The sequence below is a fragment of the Microbacterium suaedae genome (assembly GCF_003254645.1).
Taxonomy (GTDB): Bacteria; Actinomycetota; Actinomycetes; order Actinomycetales; family Microbacteriaceae; genus Microbacterium; species Microbacterium suaedae.
Window position 1 is genome coordinate 36,391 of the sequence record NZ_PNFD01000007.1, and the last position, 16,873, is coordinate 53,263.

Consider the following 16,873-nt stretch of genomic DNA (forward strand, 5'->3'; position numbering starts at 1 on the left):
TCGTCGTGCGGGGTGTCACGGGGCGGGTCAGACCGCGGGCTCGACGCGGAAGGTGCAGTCGATCGCCTCGGCGCTGAGCATCGCGGCGATCGACGACGCCAGGGATCCCTCGTACTTGCGCTCGATCTCAGCGTCGATGCGCGTCTGCACCGGATCTTCGGCAGGAACCGGGGCCAGCGTGACGTCGACGCGGGGCAGTTCGAGCGCCGCGGCGCGGTCGCTCTCGGCGAGGCTGCCATCGCCGTCGACGAACGCGACGGGCCGCCCTGCGATGACGTGCCGGTACCACCACGACGAGTCGCCGTAGGCCGAGCGGATGTAGGGGACGCCGTCGACGACCATGGACCAGATCGCCGTCGCCGCAGGCTCGCCGTTCTTCCGCGTCGTCACGACGGCCACGACCTTGGTCTCGTCCAGCAGCTTCACCACGTGCTCGAATGCCATACCGCGACGATATCGCGAGGCGACCGGCCAGGGGCGGCGTGCCGAAGAATGCCGACGGCCCGCCGAACACACGAATGCCCCGGACGCATCCGGGGCATTCGTGACTGCGGAGGTTCCTACTCGGTTCCGCGGCTTCCGCGAGTACCCGGGCGCCGCAGACCGCGCGTGCGCGAGATCCGGTAGTCGATGCGATCGTCGACGTACTCCTGCAGCTCGGGGTTCTCCGAGAAGCTGTTCGACATCTCGTCGGCCACGAACTCCGTGAGCCGTTCGAGGCGCTCGACGGACTGATCGTGCTCGATCTGGCGATGCTCGTATCTCAGCGCCTTCACGAGGGCGATAGCCATGAGGATCATGATCACGCTGAAGGGCAGAGCCGTCAGGAGGGATCCCGCCTGCAGCGCACTCAGCGCATCGGATCCTCCCGCGAGCAGAAGGCCGAGCGCGAGGACGCCCTCGAGAACCGCCCACAGCACGCGCGACCAGACGGGCGGGTTCGGGTGCCCGCCGGAGGCGAGCATGTCGACGACGAGCGAGCCGGAGTCGGACGAGGTGATGAAGAAGATCGCGACGATGATGATCGCCATGACCGACAGGATGTTGCCGAGCGGCAGGTCGCCGAGAACCGTGAACAGGGATCCCTCGGCGGAGACGGCCCCGTCCTGCACCAGATCTGCTTCGCCGTAGAACTGACGGAAGATGCCCGAGCCGCCCATGACCGAGAACCAGAAGAACCCGACGACGGTGGGGACGAGCAGCACGCCCGCGATGAACTGACGCACCGTGCGGCCGCGCGAGATGCGCGCGATGAAGACGCCGACGAACGGCGCCCACGCGATCCACCAGCCCCAGTAGAAGAGCGTCCAGCCCGACAGCCACGCGTGCGTGTCCTCACCGGCGAAGGCGCCGACGTCGAGCGTCATGTGGAACACGTTCGCGAGGTATACGCCGAGCGACTCGACGAACGTACGCAGCAGGAACAGCGTCGGGCCGAGCAGCAGCATCGCGACCAGCAGGACGCCGGCGAGCGAGAGGTTGATGTTCGACAGCCACTTGATGCCCGCACCGAGGCCACTGACGACCGAGATGGTGGCGAGCAGGGTGATTCCTGCGATCAGGGCGACGAGCAGCCAGGTGTCGGTCGATTCGACGACGCCGATCGCCTGCATGCCCGAGGCGATCTGCTGCACGCCGAGGCCGAGCGACGTCGCGACGCCGAAGACGGTCCCGAAGATGGCGAGGATGTCGATGACGTCGCCGATCCACCCCTTGACCCGGTCTCCGAAGAGCGGCTCGAGGGCCCAGCGGATCGAGACGGGGCGGCCGCGACGGTGGATCGCGTAAGCGAGGGCGAGGCCGATGACCGCGTAGATGGCCCAGGGGTGCAGACCCCAGTGGACAAAGGTCTGCGCCATCGCGAGCCCGGCGAGTTCGCTCTCGGTGCCGTCCCAGCTCGGATTGCCGCCGATCGTGGCGTAGGTGACAGGCTCGCCGACACCGTAGAAGATGAGGCCGATGCCCATACCGGCCGAGAACAGCATGGCGAACCACGCCATGATGCTGAACTCGGGCTTGTCACCCTCGCGACCGAGTTTGATCGTGCCCAGCTTCGAGAACGCGATCACGATCACGAAGATCACGAACAGCCCGATGATGAGCATGTAGTACCAGCCGAGCGTGTCGGCGATCCAGGCCTTGCCCGAGTTGAACGCGGACCCCATCACGTCGGGGAACACGAGCGACAGAACTGTCACGAGCGCGATCACGAGGAAGGCGGGCCAGAAGACGCGCGGGGCGATCATGCCCTTGCCGATGCGCACGCCTTGCCGCCGCAGCTTCTGGGTGATCTGGTCGTCGGAGTCGTCCTCCGCGATGTGCATGCGTGAGGGCACTGCGGAGATCGCGGGATCCACCTCGAGGATCTCGCCGCTGATGGGATTCTGCAGCGTCGGGGGATTGCTGTCATTCACGCCGCCGGCGGGATTCTGCGGTTCTTCTTCACCGCTCCCTGTCGTCGAGCTCACGGGTATCACTCCTTCAGTCGTCGTGCACAGCTGATCGCATCGTGTCGTAGTTCCGTTCAGGTCGCCAGGGGGGCGAGACCGACAGTGATCGATATCGCGGTGCGCATGCCGGTTGCCCTCCGCACGTCAATCACCGGACCAGTCGGATGCGACGGCGCGGGAGAACGGTGCATCGCGACGCAGACGCAGCTCCGAACGGGGCGCGCCCCTGGACGGGGCGCGCACGCGACCTACCCTATCCGCCACCTCCGACGTCAGGAAATCCCCTGTGATCAGCTGGTCGCTGCAGACACTACGGTCTCGGTGGTCTTCTCCGCGGGCTCAGACATCGATTGGGGGTCCAGAGTTGGCTCTGCCGGTGGCATCGATTCCTGCGTCTGCGCGGGCTCCTGCGACGACTCTGCAGGGCCCGGATCGGCCACCTTCGCGGACTCGCGTGTGTGCTCGGTGGCTGGCTCCGAATTCGATGTCTCGGCCGCGTCCAGCGCTTCGGACAATTCATCCTCCGGCTGCTCCGCCGTGTTCGGCTCCGGCGTCTCTGTCGACTCCGAGTCTTCCGCGGACTCCGAGTTCGGTGTGCCCGTCGAGTCCGGCTCGTCCGTCGTCTCCGTCTCCGGCTCCGGCGCCTCGGCTGTCTCCGGCTCCGGATCGTCCGCGGCCTTCGGCTCATCCGACGGATCCGGCTGCGGCGACACGGTCGGCTCCGGCGTCTCCGTCGGAGCCGGGTCCTCCGCGGGCTTCGGCTTCGGTGTGTCCGTCGGTTGGGGCTCTGGATCCTCGGCAGGTTCCGGCGCCGAATCCTCCGACGGAACCGGCTCTGACGGATCCGGCGTCTCCGACGGCTCGGGCGTCGGTGTCTCCGACGGTGATGGTGACGGCGCGGGCTTCGGTTCGTCCGAAGGCGAAGGCGACGGATCCGGCTTCGGCTCCTTCGGCTCTTCCGACGGCTTCGGCTTCTCCGACGGCTTCGGCTTCTCCGACGGCTCCGGCTTCACCGACGGCTTCGGCTTCTCCGACGGCTTCTGGTCCGGGGGAGATTTCGGCTGCGCCGCGGGGACCGGGGCGGGGATTCCCGGGCGACGGTCGTCGGGCGCGGCGGATCCGCCGGTGAGGAGCGGGTAGGGATCGATCGGAACCCCAGCCTGACGCACCTCGAAGTGCAGGTGGTTTCCGAAGCTGCGCCCCGTGTTCCCGACGTCGCCGATGTGATCGCCCGCCTCGACCCAGTCGCCGACGTGGACCGTGCGAGAGCCGTGGGTCATGTGGCCGTACACCGTCTGCAGTCCGCCGACGTGATGGATGATGACAGCGACGCCGTATCCGAAGTGGGCCTCGCTCGACAGCACGACCACGCCCGGTGCAGCTGCCCCGATCGGCTCGCCCGCTCCCGCGGCGAGGTCGATGCCCATGTGGGCGCCCCCGCGCGTGCCGAAGTGGTCGCTGATCCAGTAGTTGCCGAGAGGCCAGGCGAGCTGTCCGACCGGGCCGAGGCTTCCCTCCCCGGGAAGCGTATCCGCGCCGAGGGGAAGCCCCTCGGCGCGCGCCTGGTCGATGAGTTCCTCGCGCGCCTCGCGGCGGATCTCCTCGAGTTCCTCCTTCGTCGACGCGGCGTAGGTGCTGTGCGCGAGCTCGGCGATGCTCGCGGCCGCGTCGTCGTCGTCGACACCGGCGTGGGTGTCCTCCGCGTGCGCGACAGCATCGGCGACCAGCTTCGGGGCCGGGTTAGCGGGCACGAACGTCGATGTACCAACGAGCGCCGAGGCGTTCGGAACCGCGATGTCGGCGGTCGACGACGTGAAGGCGGCCGCCACGCACATGCCGGCCAAAAGGCCGATGGCGCCGATGACGCGCGACACGCGCCGCCTCGATTCGGCCCGTTCCCCTCGTGGTGACGCCATCGCTGACTCCTCCCCCCGCCCTCATCCTGAACCTCTGTCCCAGATCGGACAAGGCCCACCGCCGAATCACCCCATCGGATTCGAAGGCCGCCGACCTATCCTGGGGCCGTGCTTGCCAAGATCCTGCTCTTCTACTCCTTCACGCCGATCGCCGATCCCGACGCGATCCGCCTGTGGCAGCGCGATCTGTGCGAGCTGCTCGGTCTGCGCGGCCGGATCCTGATCTCTGAGCACGGCATCAACGGCACGGTGGGCGGCGACATGAGCGCCCTCAAGCGCTACGTGCGCAAGACGAAGCAGTACGCACCGTTCTCGACGATCGACTTCAAGTGGGCCCCGGGATCAGGGCTCGACGACGACGGACAGACCCTCGATTTCCCGCGCCTCTCGGTGAAGGTGCGCGACGAGATCGTCTCGTTCGGCGCCCCCGAGGAGCTGCGCGTCGACGAGAACGGTGTCGTGGGCGGCGGCGTCCACCTGAAGCCCGGCGAGCTGCACCGGCTGGTCGCGGAGCGCGGCGACGAGGTGACCTTCTTCGACGGACGAAACGACTTCGAGGCCGAGATCGGCCGATTCAAGAACGCCGTCGTTCCCTCGACCGAGACGACGCGCGACTTCATCGATGAGCTCGATTCAGGACGATACGACCACCTCAAGGACAAGCCGGTCGTCACCTACTGCACGGGCGGGATCCGCTGCGAGGTGCTGTCGAGCCTCATGACCTCCCGTGGATTTCAGGAGGTCTATCAGCTCGACGGCGGGATCGTCCGATACGGCGAGACGTTCGGCAACACCGGGCTCTGGGAAGGCTCCCTCTACGTGTTCGACGGTCGCGAGACGACGCGCTTCGGCGACGACGCGACCGTGATCGGCCGGTGCGGATCCTGCGATGCTCCGAGCGATCGCATGGTGAACTGCGCCGACGACGCCTGCCGCCGCCGCACCGTCCTCTGCGAGGACTGCGGCGAGCGCGCGATCTGCCGGGCTCACGCCGCGGCGGCGTAGTTCGGCTCAGGCGCTCGTTGTCGTGCGCTCGCGCGCTTCAACCCGCGGCCGGTAGACGACGAGCGAGTGGAACGTGAAGCGGATGAGGAATGCGACCGCGAGCGTGATCGCCGTCGCGACGGGGCTCGCCATCCCCCAGGCCGAGACCATGAGGGCCATCACGGGGATCCGCACGGCCGACTCGACATTGTTGAAGATGAACGACGAGGCGAATCGGTGCCAGAACCCCCGCGCCTGCCCCTTCAGGTCGCGGAACACGAAGCGCTCCGCGAGCAGGAAGTTGCCGATGATCGTCACCTCGGCCGCGATGATCGCCGCCCAGATATAGCCGACGCCGAGCTCGGTGAGGAGCCACACGATCGCCACATTGGCGACGGCGCCGAGTGCGCCGATCGCGGCGAACGCGCTCATCTTCCCGAACCGCAGCAGGGCCAGCTGATGCAGGAACCGCGCACCCTGGCGCAGCGATGCCTTCGAGTCGCCCGCGAAGCGGTCCGCGAAATCGAAGGGCACCTCGGCGACGCGCACCGTCGTGCGCACGATGATCTCGAGGAGGATCTTGAAGCCTCGCGGGCGCAGATCGTCGAGATCGATGCGCGAGGTGTCGATCGCGAAAAATCCCGTCATGGGATCGGTCACGTTCCGCAGGCGCAGGGGAAACATCGCGCGCGTGATCGCCGTCGATGCGCGGGAGACGAGCCGTCGGCCCGCGTCGGCGAGACCCGTCGCGCTTCCCGCATCGGCATACCGAGACGCGCACACGAGGTCGACGTCGTCGGCCGCGAGACGTCGGGCGAGCTCGGGGATCATCTCGGGAGGGTGCTGCAGGTCGCCGTCCATGACGATGCACAGGCTCGATCGCGCGCGCCGGAAACCTTCGACCACGGCACCCCCGAGGCCGCCAGCGGGGCGGTCCCTATGGACGACGCGAACAGGCACGCTCGCTGTTCGCGCAACGCGACGCGCCTCGTCGTCGGTGCCGTCCGTCGAGTCGTCGACGAAGAGGATCTCGGCTTCCATCCCGGCCAGGGCCGCCTCGACTCGGCCCACCAGCTCCGCCACGTTGCCGACCTCGTTGTAGGTCGGGATGATGACGGTCAGCACTCACCTATCGTCGCACGCGCCGCCCCCGCGGCCGGCGCGGACGACGGATCCCCCCGCGTTCACGCCGATTATCCTGGAGAGATGACGACTCCCGCGAACGACACCATCACGATGTTCGGCGCCGAGTGGTGCCGCGACTGCCGTCGCACGAAGGCGCAGCTCGACGGCCTCGGCATCGAGTACTCCTACGTCGACCTCGAGACCGACCCGAGTGCGGCCGACGTCGCGAAGGACATCTCCGGGCGGACGAACATCCCCGTGGTCCTCTACCCCGACGCGAGTCACCAGGTCGAGCCGTCGAACGCCGACGTCGAGTCGAAGCTGCGCGAGCTCAGCCTCATCTGATCCCGGTCTCCGCGACCGCGTCATCCGCCGCGCCGACGGGGTGCGCCTGCGGATCTCTGCCCCGGTGCGGCAGAATGGACGTGTGAGCGAGCACGTCGAAGAAGTCACCACGCGGGACGAGATCTGGCGAGCGCGCCCAACGGACGCACGGCTCGTCGGCATCGTCGTCGGACGCGACGGGATGCCGTCGATCGTCGAGCAGCGGCGCCAGCTCACGAGCTTCGGCGTTCCCATCGAGGGCTTCCGTCATCCCGCGCCCAACGTCGCCGAGACCTGGGAAGAACGCCTCACTCGACTCTTCGGGCGCCTCGAGCGCGGGGACGTCGTCGTCGTGACGAACGTCGGCGTGTTCGGCCGCGATGCCTCCGAGGAGGCTCAGACGATCGCCGAGCTCGGTCGCCGCGGCATCATGATCAAGGTCCTCGCGCACGAGTCGCCCGTCGCCTGACGTCGGATACTCGACGTCATTCCGGGGCAGCCGCACCGATTCTCTCCCCCTGAGCCGCGACGGCTTCGACGCCGGTCACCGCGGAGAGCGACGCCTCGGCGCCCGCGTCGGGCGCACCGGAGGTGAGCGCGACGATGACGACGATGACCGCCGCGACGAGAGCGATCAGCGCAATCCCCGCGAGGATCCAGGTGGTCATGCGTCGGCGACGGGATCGCCGTCGTTGCACGACCGCCGACGGGCGCGTGATCTCGCGCGGCTCGCCCGGCAGGGGGATCACGCGGCTTGCGACGCGAAACGTCGACGTGTCGACCGTCGGCACCTCGCCGGATCGCCCCGGCATGGGCCGCCGGGATCCCCGCGCAGCTTCGTCGGAGCCTTCGTGTCGCTTGCGACGTGTCACGGTGTGTCCTCGAGCTCGACGGTGACGCCGTCACCGAGGTCGAAGACGTCCCCCGCAGCACCGGCGGTGCCCTCTCCGCCCCGCAGATGAACGGGATCCTCCCCCTCACGAAGGAGGACGGTGCCGTTCGTCGTGCGCAGATCGGTGATCACGACCCCATCTCCGTCCCGTCGGACCTCGATGTGGTTACGGGAGATATCGAGGTGCGGGCTCGCGACCGTCACGAGGCGCGGAGCGTCCTCGATCGCGACGCGCGACGCGCGTGGGCTCCTGCCGACCACGATCGGGCGGTCGACGCCGTACGACTCCCCCGTCGAGAGGCGGATCCGCCAGCTGCGAGCCTTCGGTGCCGCATCGCGTCGAGCGCGCAGCTCCGCCAGGGTGATCGTGGCACCGTCGTGGTCGCCCGCGTCATCCACGTCTCCCAGATCCTCCGCCTCGCGTGCCGCGCGCCGGGCGCGCAGCTCCGCCAGGGTGATCGTGGCACCGTCATGATCACCCGCGTCAGGATCCGGCGCTTCCTCATCGAAGAGGTCGAGGATCGTGTCGCCCGCAGACGCATCGGACGGTTCCGGTTCCGGTTCCGGTTCCGGTTCCGGTTCCGGTTCCGGTTCCGGTTCCGGTTCCGAGACGATGGTGACCGGGACATCGCCGCGTCGTAGCACACGCGGCGGCTCATCCGAGTGATCGACGATCACGAACCAGGCGGCATCCGCGAGCGCGTCGCCCGCGGCCTCCGCCGACTCGGCGAGCGCGATGCGCACGCGCGCGGGGTCCGTCCCCTCGGGCACGAGTGCGATCCTGCCCGCCGCGACGATGAGTGAGCCTTCCTCGTTCATCCGCTCCTCCCGGCGATACGTTCTCTGGGCACGGTGTCGTCGTGCCACGCGGCGCGGTCCAGCGTGTCGGTCTCGGGCTCGTCCCACCCGCGCCTGACGTCGACCGCGTCGACGACGATGGCCGTGATGTTGTCGCGCCCGCCGTGCATCACGGCCTCGCGCACGAGCCGGGCGGCGGCGGTCCGCGGGTCGACCTCGGCGTTCAGGGTCGCCTCGATGAGGTCTGCCGGCAGCTCCTCGGTCAGCCCATCTGTGCAGACGAGGATGCGGTCGCCGGCCGCGGCGGGCAGCATCCAGACGTCCGTCTCCCCCAGGGCACCGGCCCCCAGAGCGCGTGTGACGACGTTGCGGCGGCGGTCCCCTCGCGCCCCCTCCTCGGTGAGCGCGCCCGCGTCGATCAGCTCCTGAACGAGCGAGTGGTCGACGGTGAGCTGCGTGAGGACGCCGTTCTGCAGCCGGTAGGTGCGCGAATCGCCGACGTTGAGCGCCAGCCAATAGCCGACGCCGTCGATCTCCGTCGCGATCACTCCCGAGAGCGTCGTTCCCGCGCCGGCCTTCTGCGCCCGGGAGAAGCTCTCGATGCAAGATCGCGCGGCCTCGACGGCCCCGCGCGCATCGTCGACCGTGACCCACTCGCGCGCCGCGAAGCGCTGGAACGCGGAGAGCGCGGTCGCCGCCGCGACGTCCCCGGCATCATGCCCGCCCATCCCGTCGGCGACGAGGAAGCACGGCCATGATGCGAGGGCCGCGTCCTCGTTGAGGGTGCGACGACGTCCGGCGTCGGTCGCGACGCCGCTCGCCGTCGTGATCGCAGCCGTCATCTCAGGACCGGCCCGCGCGCTCGACCGTCGCCCGCCGATCACCGATCGCGAGCACGTCCCCCACGGCGAGCGCCGTGGGCACACCGGGCACGAGTTCCGTCGGAACGCCGTCCCGCTCAAGCACGACGCCATTCGTCGAGTGGCGATCGGTCACCGTCGCACCCTCGCCGTCGACGGAGATCTCGAAGTGCGTCTTCGACAGCGACCGCGAGTCGTCCTCGATCGCGACATGATCCGCTCCGTCCTCCGCGAGGGGATTCCGACCGAAGACCGTGCGGGAAGTCGATGTCGTGTGTCGTCCGTCGTCCCAGGCGAGGACGACGCTCACCGGAGCCTGCCGGCTCGAGCGGTTGATCACGACCGTGTCGTCCGGGAAGTCGTCCGCCGGCGGCTGCGCGATCGTCTCCGAGGCGGGCGGGGCCGAGGGCTGTTCGAGCGGCTCGGGCTCCGAGGCTCGCGGAGGTGCGGGAGGACGCTCGCCCGTCACACCGGGCACGAAGGCGATCGGCCCCTCATCCACCGGCGCCTGCTGTGCGGGATCCGTCTCGGCGAAGGCATCCCGAGGGGCGTCTGGCGTGGCGAACGGATCGGCGGCGGCGGGCTGCGCAGGATCCGGCGCCGCGAAGGCGTCCTGGGGAGCAGCCGGCGTGGCGAACGGATCGGCGGGCGCGGGATCCGATGCCGCAATGCCACCCCGTGGTGAAGCAGGTGCGGGAGACGGGTCGGCGGGCGCCGGCGGATCCGCGGGCCTCGGCGGCACGGGAGGTGCGGCGGGCGGCGCGTACTGCGCCTGAGGCGTGCCGTACCCGGCCGGAGACTGCGGAGCCGCGGCGGGTGCAGATGGCGCGGCGTAGGGCGACGCCGGTGCGGCGGCCGCAGGCGCGCCGTTGAGGCGCGGATCCGGCTGCCAGCCCTGCGGGGCGACGGCGGAGGCGGCCCGCGATCCCGAGATGTCGACGACGAGCGTGTCCGTCGCCTTGTCGTGCCACCCCTGGCGTCGCCCTGATCGGTCGAAGAACACCGAGAAGTAGCCGACGACGATCACCGTCGAGAGCGCCCAGATGAGGTGCCGCGCCAGGGCGCGCCAGAATCCGAGCTTCGCTCCCGTCCCGGCCCGCACGAGGCGCACCTTCAGCCACCGCTGCGCAAACGAGCCGCCCGAGCCCTGCATGGCGACGTAGACGACGATGAGGGCTGTGGCGATGAGAAGGGGCACGAGCACGAGCGGCACATACCCCAGCGCCTCGCCGCGCGCCAACATCGGCGCGGAGACGGCGGCGAGCACGACCGAGATCGGCCCAATGAGGATCCCCGCGGCGACGCCGACGAGCACCATGTCGATGAGGTAGACGCCGACGCGCGTGCCGAGAGACGCGGGCTGAGGGGCCTCGACGTGCGGAGGGTGCTGCGCCGCCGGGGGTACGCCGCCGTACGGCGCGCCTGCGTCGCTTGACTGACCTGTCGACATACTCACGTCAGGCCTCCTTCGTGCTCACTGCTTCTCGGGTACCTGTGACTTTCTCACGAAGTCGCACCGTTCCGCGACGGCGCGGGCAGTTCTGCCCGGCGCGATGCGCGACGGATCCGGAGAACTCCGCTCTCAGACGGCCTCGGCCTGCGATCGCGTCTGCGGTGCGGGGATCTCTGCGAGCGCGCGCTCGATGACGGTGCTCTGCACGACGCCCGAGAACTCGGCCTCCGGATCCATCACGAGGCGGTGCGCCCACACGGGCTGGGCGAGCGACTTGATGTCGTCAGGGATCACGTAGTGGCGCCCCTGGGACCCCGCCCACACCTTCGCGAGTCGGATCATCGCGATCGCTCCGCGCACGGACACCCCGAGACGCGTGTCTCGATCCGTACGGGTCGCCTCGGCGAGCTCCGCCACGTATCGCAGCACCGAGGGCTCGACGTGCACGCTTGCCGCCAGATCCGCCATGTCGGCGACCGCGTCGGTCGTGATCAGCGGCGCCAAACGGCTCGCCGGGTCGCGCTCGGCCGAGCCCGCCAGGATCCGCTCCGTCACCTCGACCGTCGGGTACCCGATGGACGTCTGGATGAGGAAGCGGTCGAGCTGTGCCTCGGGCAGCTTGTAGGTTCCGGCCGTCTCGACGGGGTTCTGCGTCGCGACGACGAGGAACGGGCGACCGACCTCGTGCGTCACCCCGTCGACCGTGACCCGCGCCTCTTCCATGACCTCGAGCAGGGCCGACTGGGTCTTCGGCGAGGCGCGGTTGATCTCGTCGGCGAGGAGGATCGACGTGAAGACCGGCCCCTTGTGGAACTCGAAGGAGTGGGTCTGCTGGTCGTAGATCGTCACGCCCGTCACGTCGCTCGGCAGGAGGTCTGGCGTGAACTGGATACGGTTCGACGTGCCCTGCACCGTGGCCGCGAGGGCCTTCGCGAGGCTCGTCTTGCCGGTGCCGGGCGCATCCTCGAGCAGAACGTGCCCCTCTGCCAGCATCGAAGCGAGCACGAGGCTCACGACGTCGCGCTTGCCCATCAGCGCGTGATCGACGTTGTCGACGAGACGGCCGAAGGTGGTCGTGAACCACGCGGCCTGCTGTGGTGTCATGCTCATGGTGGGTCTCGCTTTCGCTCGCGGGGATGCGCGCGACCATTCAGGGCGCCAGCCTCACCACCCTAGCCGCGACGACACGCCAGGAACGACGCCTCCCCTACCGTGCGCGTGCCTTCTTCTCGGGGGTCGGCTCCGCTCCGCGGGCGCGCAGATCCTCGTAGTGCGCGCGTGCCTCCTCCTGCCGCTCGCGCTCCGCGCCGGACGCGATCGGCGCCCGCACGTGCTCCGGCGCGAAGCCGAACGCGTCGACGAGGTCCTGAGCGTGCGGTCGCAGGCGGGTGCAGAGCCGGTCGATGTAGCGCGTGACCGCAGCCGCTCGCTGCGTCGACAGTCGGCCGTTCACGAGGTGCCAGGTGAGGTGGGTCTCGATGAGCGAGAGGCCGAAGAGGTCTCGCACCCACACAAGAACGGCACGCGTGTCTTCATCTTCAATCCGGTCGATCCCGTCGGTGAACGCCTCCCACTGCAGCAGCTCGCCGTGTGCGCGGGCCGCCTCGAGCAGCTCGACCTGGTTCTCGTTGAAGACCTCCTGCGCCTCGGCGGGCGGCAGTTTCCGCGCCGCGTTCAGGCGCGAGCCGACATCGGACACCATCTGCTGCACGCGATCGGCGAGCAGCTGGTGCTGGTCTTCGGCGCGCAGGCCGAGCTCAACCGAGCGCGCGGTGGATCCGAGATCGGCGACGGCCTGGCCAAGTTGGCGGAGCCCGGCGCCGTGGAAGAACTTCGACGCGCCCTGACGTGCGGCGTATGCGGCGAGGTGCCGGGTGTCCTTCCCCGAGAACTGCGCTGCGAAATCGCCCAGCAGCCGCTTGCCGACCAGCTGGAGGAGCACGTTGTTGTCGCCCTCAAACGTCGCGTAGACGTCGAGGTCCTGGTGGAGGCCGACGAGGCGGTTCTCGGCGAGGTAGCCCTGCCCTCCGCACGCTTCGCGTGCCTCCTGGATCGTGTCGAGCGCGTTCCACGTGGACAGCGGCTTGAGCGCGGCCGCGAGAGTCTCGAGATCCTGGCGATTCTCGTCGGTGTCGGTCTCGCCGCTGAACACTCCATCGAACTTCTGGAGCAGCTCCTCGTGGGCGAACGTCTGGGCATAGGCCGTCGCGATGCGCGGGATGAGCCGGCGACGGTGCTTCCCGTAGTCGAGGATCACCGACTCCTCCCCTGTGCCGTCGTCGAACTGTCGGCGCTGGTTTCCGTAGGTGACCGCGATCTTCAGCGCGAGCGCGGACGCCCAGGTGGCGGCGCCGTCGAGCGACACGCGTCCCTGCACGAGGGCGCCGAGCATGGTGAAGAAGCGGCGCCCGGGGCTCGCGATGGGGCTCGAGTAGGTGCCGTCGGCCGCGACGTCGCCGTAGCGGTTGAGGAGGTTCTCGCGCGGCACGCGCACGTGGTCGAATGCGAGCCGGCCGTTGTCGATGCCGTTGAGGCCGCCCTTCGGGCCGTCATCTTCACTCGTGATGCCCGGCAGATTGTCGCCGTTCTCGTCGCGGATCGGAACGAAGAAGCAGTGCACGCCGTAGTTCACGCCGCCCGTGATGAGCTGCGCGAACACCGTCGCCGCGCGCCCGTGCGTCGCCGCGTTGCCGAGGTAGTCCTTGTAGGCGCCACGGAACGGCGTGTGGATCACGAACTCCCGCGACTCGACGTCGTACGTAGCCGTCGTTGCGATCGACTGCACATCGGATCCGTGACCGGTCTCGGTCATCGCGAAGGCGCCCGGCAGATCGAGCGACATCGCATCGGGGAGCCAGCGATCCCAGTGCTTCTTCGTGCCGAGCTGGTAGATCGCCGACGTGAACAGCCCCCACTGCACGCCCGACTTGATCTGCAGGCTCGGATCCGCGAGCACGAGCTCCTCGAAGCCCGCGAGATTGCCGCCCTGCGTGCCGCGACCGCCATACTCCTTCGGGAAGGCCCGCCCTCCGGCGCCGCGCTCGGCGAGCATCCGGCACTGCTCGAGCACGCGCTCGCGGTGCTCGAGGTAGTGCTGCCCCTCGACGCGCCAGAACGCGTCGTCCTTGATCATCTCGCGCGCCTCGAGCCGGATGTCGCGCCACTTCCCGAGCAGGTGGGGCGTGAGCTGATCGACGTCGATGCTCACGTCGAATTCGGGCGCGGTCTGTCCCGAGGTGCTGGTGTGCGCGGGCTTGTCAGGGCGAACGGCGGTGTCTGCCACGGCTGACCTCTCGTGTCGTCGAGTGGGAATCACCGAGAATCTACGAGAACGTGCACATCGCCACGGATTCTTTGTGCCAGCGACACAACGTCGGTGCCCGCCCACCTCGGCGCGACGTGTCGGTTCGGCACATCCCTCGGATCAGCGCACGGAGACCGCGGGTTCCGGACGGCTCTCCTCGGATTCGACGGGTGGGTCGATGCTCTCGTCGGGTTCCTCGCGGAACGCCGAGACGATCGCCTCGCGCGCACGGATCCAGGTCCGGTCGCGAATGAAGATGAAGTCGATGCCGATCATCGCGAGCGAGAACCACGGCAGCCCCATCAGCACGCCGATGCCGATGTGGAACGACATGATGCCGATCAGCGCGACGATGCGCGTGGGGCGCGTGAGCAGCATCAGCGGAAACGCGATCTGGAGGATGATCGATCCCCAGCTGATCATCGTCACCGCCGGACCCCACGCCGTGAGGAACTCGCTGAGCACGGGCCAGGTGCCGAACCGGTCGGTCATGAGGGGGGCGTAGACCGCGTAGCCGCCCGCCCACGGGTCGCCACCGGCCTTGTAAAGACCGCCCGATACGTAGACGAAGACGACCTGCGCCGTCAGGGCGACGAGAGCGAGATTGTGCAGCAGATTGCTGATCTCGACGGGAAGGATCGTGCGGAACCCCGTGCGAGCGCGGCGTCGCGCGTCGACCGACCATCGCGCGGCGGGATCCGCGAAGAACAGCAGGAGGAGCACGATGCGATACATATTGTCGCCCTGGTCACCCACGGCGTCGGTCATCTCGATGAAGCTGACCCAGAGCACGAAGTACACGGGAAGCACGATCTTGAAGCGCCACCCGATCGTGAACATCACGGCGAGTGCGAGCAGGACGAGATAGAGCGTCGTGAAGAGCGCGTCGTCGTAGGCGACGCGATGGAACCAGCTGAAGATCCATATCTTCGGGAAGTCGCTGACCGGCTCGGCGCCCTCACCGTTCCACGCGGACCCGGATCCGAACGTGTACAGGCGTGTCGAGAAGTTCGTCAGCAGAAGGCCGATGCCGGTGAGACCGAACAGGATCCGCGTGACCGCCAGCCCGTAGAGCGACTTCTTGGTGTCGAGCAGCCAGGCCTCGCCCCAGAGCCATGCGTCTCGCGCGACCCGGAGGAGGGTGTGCACGAGCAGGCGCAGCAGCCGCGCGATCGCGCGAGGTGTCCGGACGAGCGTTCGCCGGACGTCGGATACGACGGAGCGGGGCGTCCCCGCATCGCGGCCGCTCACTCGCCCATCCGTTCATACGCCGCACGGAATACGTCCTCGAATGCCTGCTGCGACTGCCCTTCGTTGACGACGGGCGCGCGCCACCCGGTCGGCGAGTACTGGATTCCGGGCGGCTCTGCGTCAGGATCGTGGCGGTCGGCGAAGGGGATCACGTTCTGGCGAGTGGCCCGATACTGCACGCGTTCGACATCATCGCCCCAGAGCGCGTACGCGACCTGCGTGGCGTAGGCCGTGGCGCGGTGCTCTTGCTCCATGTACTCGTCGACCGAGTTCGTGTCCGCGTACGCCGTCATGGCCTCCGCCATGCGCTCCTCCCACGCGTCTTCGAAGTAGTTCAGTTCTGCGACCGACTTCTGGTCGCCGTCGAGTCGAGCCCACGCCGCCTTGAGCTGGCTCGACACGTCTTGGGCGACGATCCCGGCGCGCGGCGTGAAGAGCTGATATTGAATCATCGTGAGCTCGACATCGGTCGCAGAGACCCATTCTGTGGTTGCTCCCCCGACGAGCGCCCGTACCTCAAAGCGGTAATCGCCGTTGATCGGCTCGGGCGCGAAGACGCTCCACGACTGCCCGAACATCGGGATCATGTAGCTCGACAGACGCTCTTGGCCGACGACCTCGCGCAGGGGCGCCCAGGGGGCGATCCAGAGAAACGAGGCGAACACGTGCCAGGCCGTCACGAGAACGGCGAGGCACATGGCGATGCGGATGTAGAGACGACGGCGGGGGCGGGTTGTCAGTGCCATGGGGTCACTCCTCAGTCGGCGATCGCGACGACGAACCACCCGTGGTCCGGTGAGTACTGCGTCACCGGACCACGGGTGGATCTGCGTACGGACCGGTGCCCCGCGGGATCATCTCCCGCGGAGCACCGGGGCACGCTCGCTACCTCATGCGAGTTCGCGACGTCGCAGCAGGTACCAGGCGCCGGCTCCGACCAGCAGCATCGCTGCCGCGAGGGCGCCGATGGTGGCAGCCGTGTCTCCGCCCGTGGCGGCCAGGTCGCCGCCCGAGCCGTAGACCTCGAACGTCGCCTCGACGGATCCCGAGGTCGCACCTGTCAGCTCAACGACGTGGTCGCCGTTCTCAGAGTCGGCCGGAACGTCCCACATGAACACGACCTCACCGTTGCTGTCGGCCACCTGCTCACCGATGGCGTACGGGTCGGAGAACTGCGTCGCCGTGACCGTCTCGCCGGGCTCGAAGCCGTAGCCGTATGCAACCTGCTGCTCGCCGACCTGACGGCGCTCGTGCTGGAGCTCCATCGAGATCTGTTGCCCGTCGGCGGCACTCGACGCGTTTGCGTTCGCCGCGGCCTCGGCCGAAGCGTCAGACGACGAGTCTGCGTTCGATGCAGCCGCGGCAGCCGCCGAAGCGTTGCCTTCTGCAGCCGAGGTGGCATCAGCGTTCGACGCCGACGTCGCATCCGCCTGCGCAGCAGCCTGAGCCGCCACCTGGGCCGACGCATTCGCCTCCGAGGAGACGTCCGTCGATGCATCGCTGGACGCATCCGCGT

The 16,873-nt window shown here is 68.7% G+C and carries 16 protein-coding genes; 3 read left to right on the top strand and 13 right to left on the bottom strand.

The window, feature by feature from the left end:
• Window positions 1–27: 27 nt before the first annotated feature.
• The 3 genes from C0012_RS15160 to C0012_RS15170 form a co-directional block, all read right to left on the bottom strand.
• Complete coding sequence (locus tag C0012_RS15160) at window positions 28–444, bottom strand: DUF2255 family protein (protein WP_110590542.1); 417 nt, start codon at window positions 442–444, stop codon at window positions 28–30.
• Between the two features lie 116 nt (window positions 445–560).
• Window positions 561–2,324: a BCCT family transporter gene (locus tag C0012_RS15165; protein WP_110590575.1), complete on the bottom strand. Its 1,764-nt coding sequence runs from the start codon at window positions 2,322–2,324 to the stop codon at window positions 561–563.
• 416 nt (window positions 2,325–2,740) lie between these two features.
• A complete protein-coding gene (locus C0012_RS15170; protein WP_162621967.1) occupies window positions 2,741–4,324 on the bottom strand; it encodes a peptidoglycan DD-metalloendopeptidase family protein in 1,584 nt (527 codons plus the stop codon).
• Window positions 4,325–4,474: 150 nt separating this feature from the next.
• On the opposite strand from C0012_RS15170, the gene trhO reads away from it, so the two are divergent.
• The gene (gene trhO / locus C0012_RS15175; RefSeq protein WP_110590540.1) at window positions 4,475–5,371 is read left to right on the top strand and encodes an oxygen-dependent tRNA uridine(34) hydroxylase TrhO; all 897 of its coding nucleotides are present in this window, start codon (window positions 4,475–4,477) and stop codon (window positions 5,369–5,371) included.
• A 6-nt stretch (window positions 5,372–5,377) separates the two neighbouring features.
• Here trhO and C0012_RS15180 read toward each other — a convergent pair whose 3' ends face one another.
• Window positions 5,378–6,475 (bottom strand): glycosyltransferase, encoded by a 1,098-nt coding sequence (locus C0012_RS15180; RefSeq protein ID WP_232527969.1) that lies wholly within the window; start codon window positions 6,473–6,475, stop codon window positions 5,378–5,380.
• An 81-nt stretch (window positions 6,476–6,556) separates the two neighbouring features.
• Here C0012_RS15180 and C0012_RS15185 point away from each other — a divergent pair, with 81 nt between their 5' ends.
• Window positions 6,557–6,820 carry a glutaredoxin domain-containing protein gene (locus C0012_RS15185; protein ID WP_110590539.1) on the top strand — a complete coding sequence of 88 codons (264 nt, stop codon included), beginning with the start codon at window positions 6,557–6,559 and terminating at the stop codon, window positions 6,818–6,820.
• A gap of 82 nt (window positions 6,821–6,902) precedes the next feature.
• Window positions 6,903–7,268, top strand: coding sequence for a dehydrogenase (locus C0012_RS15190; protein ID WP_110590538.1), 366 nt, complete (start codon window positions 6,903–6,905; stop codon window positions 7,266–7,268).
• 16 nt (window positions 7,269–7,284) lie between these two features.
• Here the strand turns inward: C0012_RS15190 and C0012_RS15195 are convergent, their stop codons facing one another.
• The 9 genes from C0012_RS15195 to C0012_RS15240 all read right to left on the bottom strand — a co-directional run.
• The gene (locus C0012_RS15195; protein WP_162621966.1) at window positions 7,285–7,671 is read right to left on the bottom strand and encodes a hypothetical protein; all 387 of its coding nucleotides are present in this window, start codon (window positions 7,669–7,671) and stop codon (window positions 7,285–7,287) included.
• Window positions 7,668–8,510, bottom strand: a complete 843-nt coding sequence (locus tag C0012_RS15610) for an FHA domain-containing protein (RefSeq protein WP_198411161.1) — start codon at window positions 8,508–8,510, stop codon at window positions 7,668–7,670. The genes C0012_RS15195 and C0012_RS15610 overlap by 4 nt, the downstream gene beginning before the upstream one ends.
• Window positions 8,507–9,331, bottom strand: coding sequence for a PP2C family protein-serine/threonine phosphatase (locus C0012_RS15210; protein ID WP_110590572.1), 825 nt, complete (start codon window positions 9,329–9,331; stop codon window positions 8,507–8,509). The genes C0012_RS15610 and C0012_RS15210 overlap by 4 nt, the downstream gene beginning before the upstream one ends.
• Before the next feature lies 1 nt (window position 9,332).
• Window positions 9,333–10,799 (bottom strand): RDD family protein, encoded by a 1,467-nt coding sequence (locus tag C0012_RS15215; RefSeq protein ID WP_110590536.1) that lies wholly within the window; start codon window positions 10,797–10,799, stop codon window positions 9,333–9,335.
• A 132-nt stretch (window positions 10,800–10,931) separates the two neighbouring features.
• The gene (locus C0012_RS15220; RefSeq protein ID WP_110590535.1) at window positions 10,932–11,912 is read right to left on the bottom strand and encodes an AAA family ATPase; all 981 of its coding nucleotides are present in this window, start codon (window positions 11,910–11,912) and stop codon (window positions 10,932–10,934) included.
• A 97-nt stretch (window positions 11,913–12,009) separates the two neighbouring features.
• Complete coding sequence (locus tag C0012_RS15225; RefSeq protein WP_110590534.1) at window positions 12,010–14,085, bottom strand: acyl-CoA dehydrogenase family protein; 2,076 nt, start codon at window positions 14,083–14,085, stop codon at window positions 12,010–12,012.
• A 141-nt stretch (window positions 14,086–14,226) separates the two neighbouring features.
• On the bottom strand, window positions 14,227–15,357 hold the full coding sequence (locus C0012_RS15230; protein ID WP_408631147.1) for an HTTM domain-containing protein: 1,131 nt from the start codon (window positions 15,355–15,357) through the stop codon (window positions 14,227–14,229).
• Window positions 15,354–16,103: a DUF5819 family protein gene (locus C0012_RS15235; RefSeq protein ID WP_110590533.1), complete on the bottom strand. Its 750-nt coding sequence runs from the start codon at window positions 16,101–16,103 to the stop codon at window positions 15,354–15,356. The genes C0012_RS15230 and C0012_RS15235 overlap by 4 nt, the downstream gene beginning before the upstream one ends.
• A gap of 144 nt (window positions 16,104–16,247) precedes the next feature.
• Window positions 16,248–16,873, bottom strand: a 626-nt coding sequence (locus C0012_RS15240; RefSeq protein WP_162621964.1) for an LPXTG cell wall anchor domain-containing protein, incomplete at its 5' end; no start/stop codon positions are given.

What these genes read in the sequence shown, in the direction of transcription:
- C0012_RS15220 (WP_110590535.1), bottom strand. Translation starts at nt 11,912, where the DNA reads ATGAGCATGACACCACAGCAGGCCGCGTGGTTCACGACCACCTTCGGC.
- C0012_RS15210 (WP_110590572.1), bottom strand. Translation starts at nt 9,331, where the DNA reads ATGACGGCTGCGATCACGACGGCGAGCGGCGTCGCGACCGACGCCGGA.
- C0012_RS15610 (WP_198411161.1), bottom strand. Translation starts at nt 8,510, where the DNA reads ATGAACGAGGAAGGCTCACTCATCGTCGCGGCGGGCAGGATCGCACTC.
- C0012_RS15160 (WP_110590542.1), bottom strand. Translation starts at nt 444, where the DNA reads ATGGCATTCGAGCACGTGGTGAAGCTGCTGGACGAGACCAAGGTCGTG.
- C0012_RS15165 (WP_110590575.1), bottom strand. Translation starts at nt 2,324, where the DNA reads ATGCACATCGCGGAGGACGACTCCGACGACCAGATCACCCAGAAGCTG.
- C0012_RS15215 (WP_110590536.1), bottom strand. Translation starts at nt 10,799, where the DNA reads ATGTCGACAGGTCAGTCAAGCGACGCAGGCGCGCCGTACGGCGGCGTA.
- C0012_RS15235 (WP_110590533.1), bottom strand. Translation starts at nt 16,103, where the DNA reads ATGGCACTGACAACCCGCCCCCGCCGTCGTCTCTACATCCGCATCGCC.
- C0012_RS15185 (WP_110590539.1), top strand. Translation starts at nt 6,557, where the DNA reads ATGACGACTCCCGCGAACGACACCATCACGATGTTCGGCGCCGAGTGG.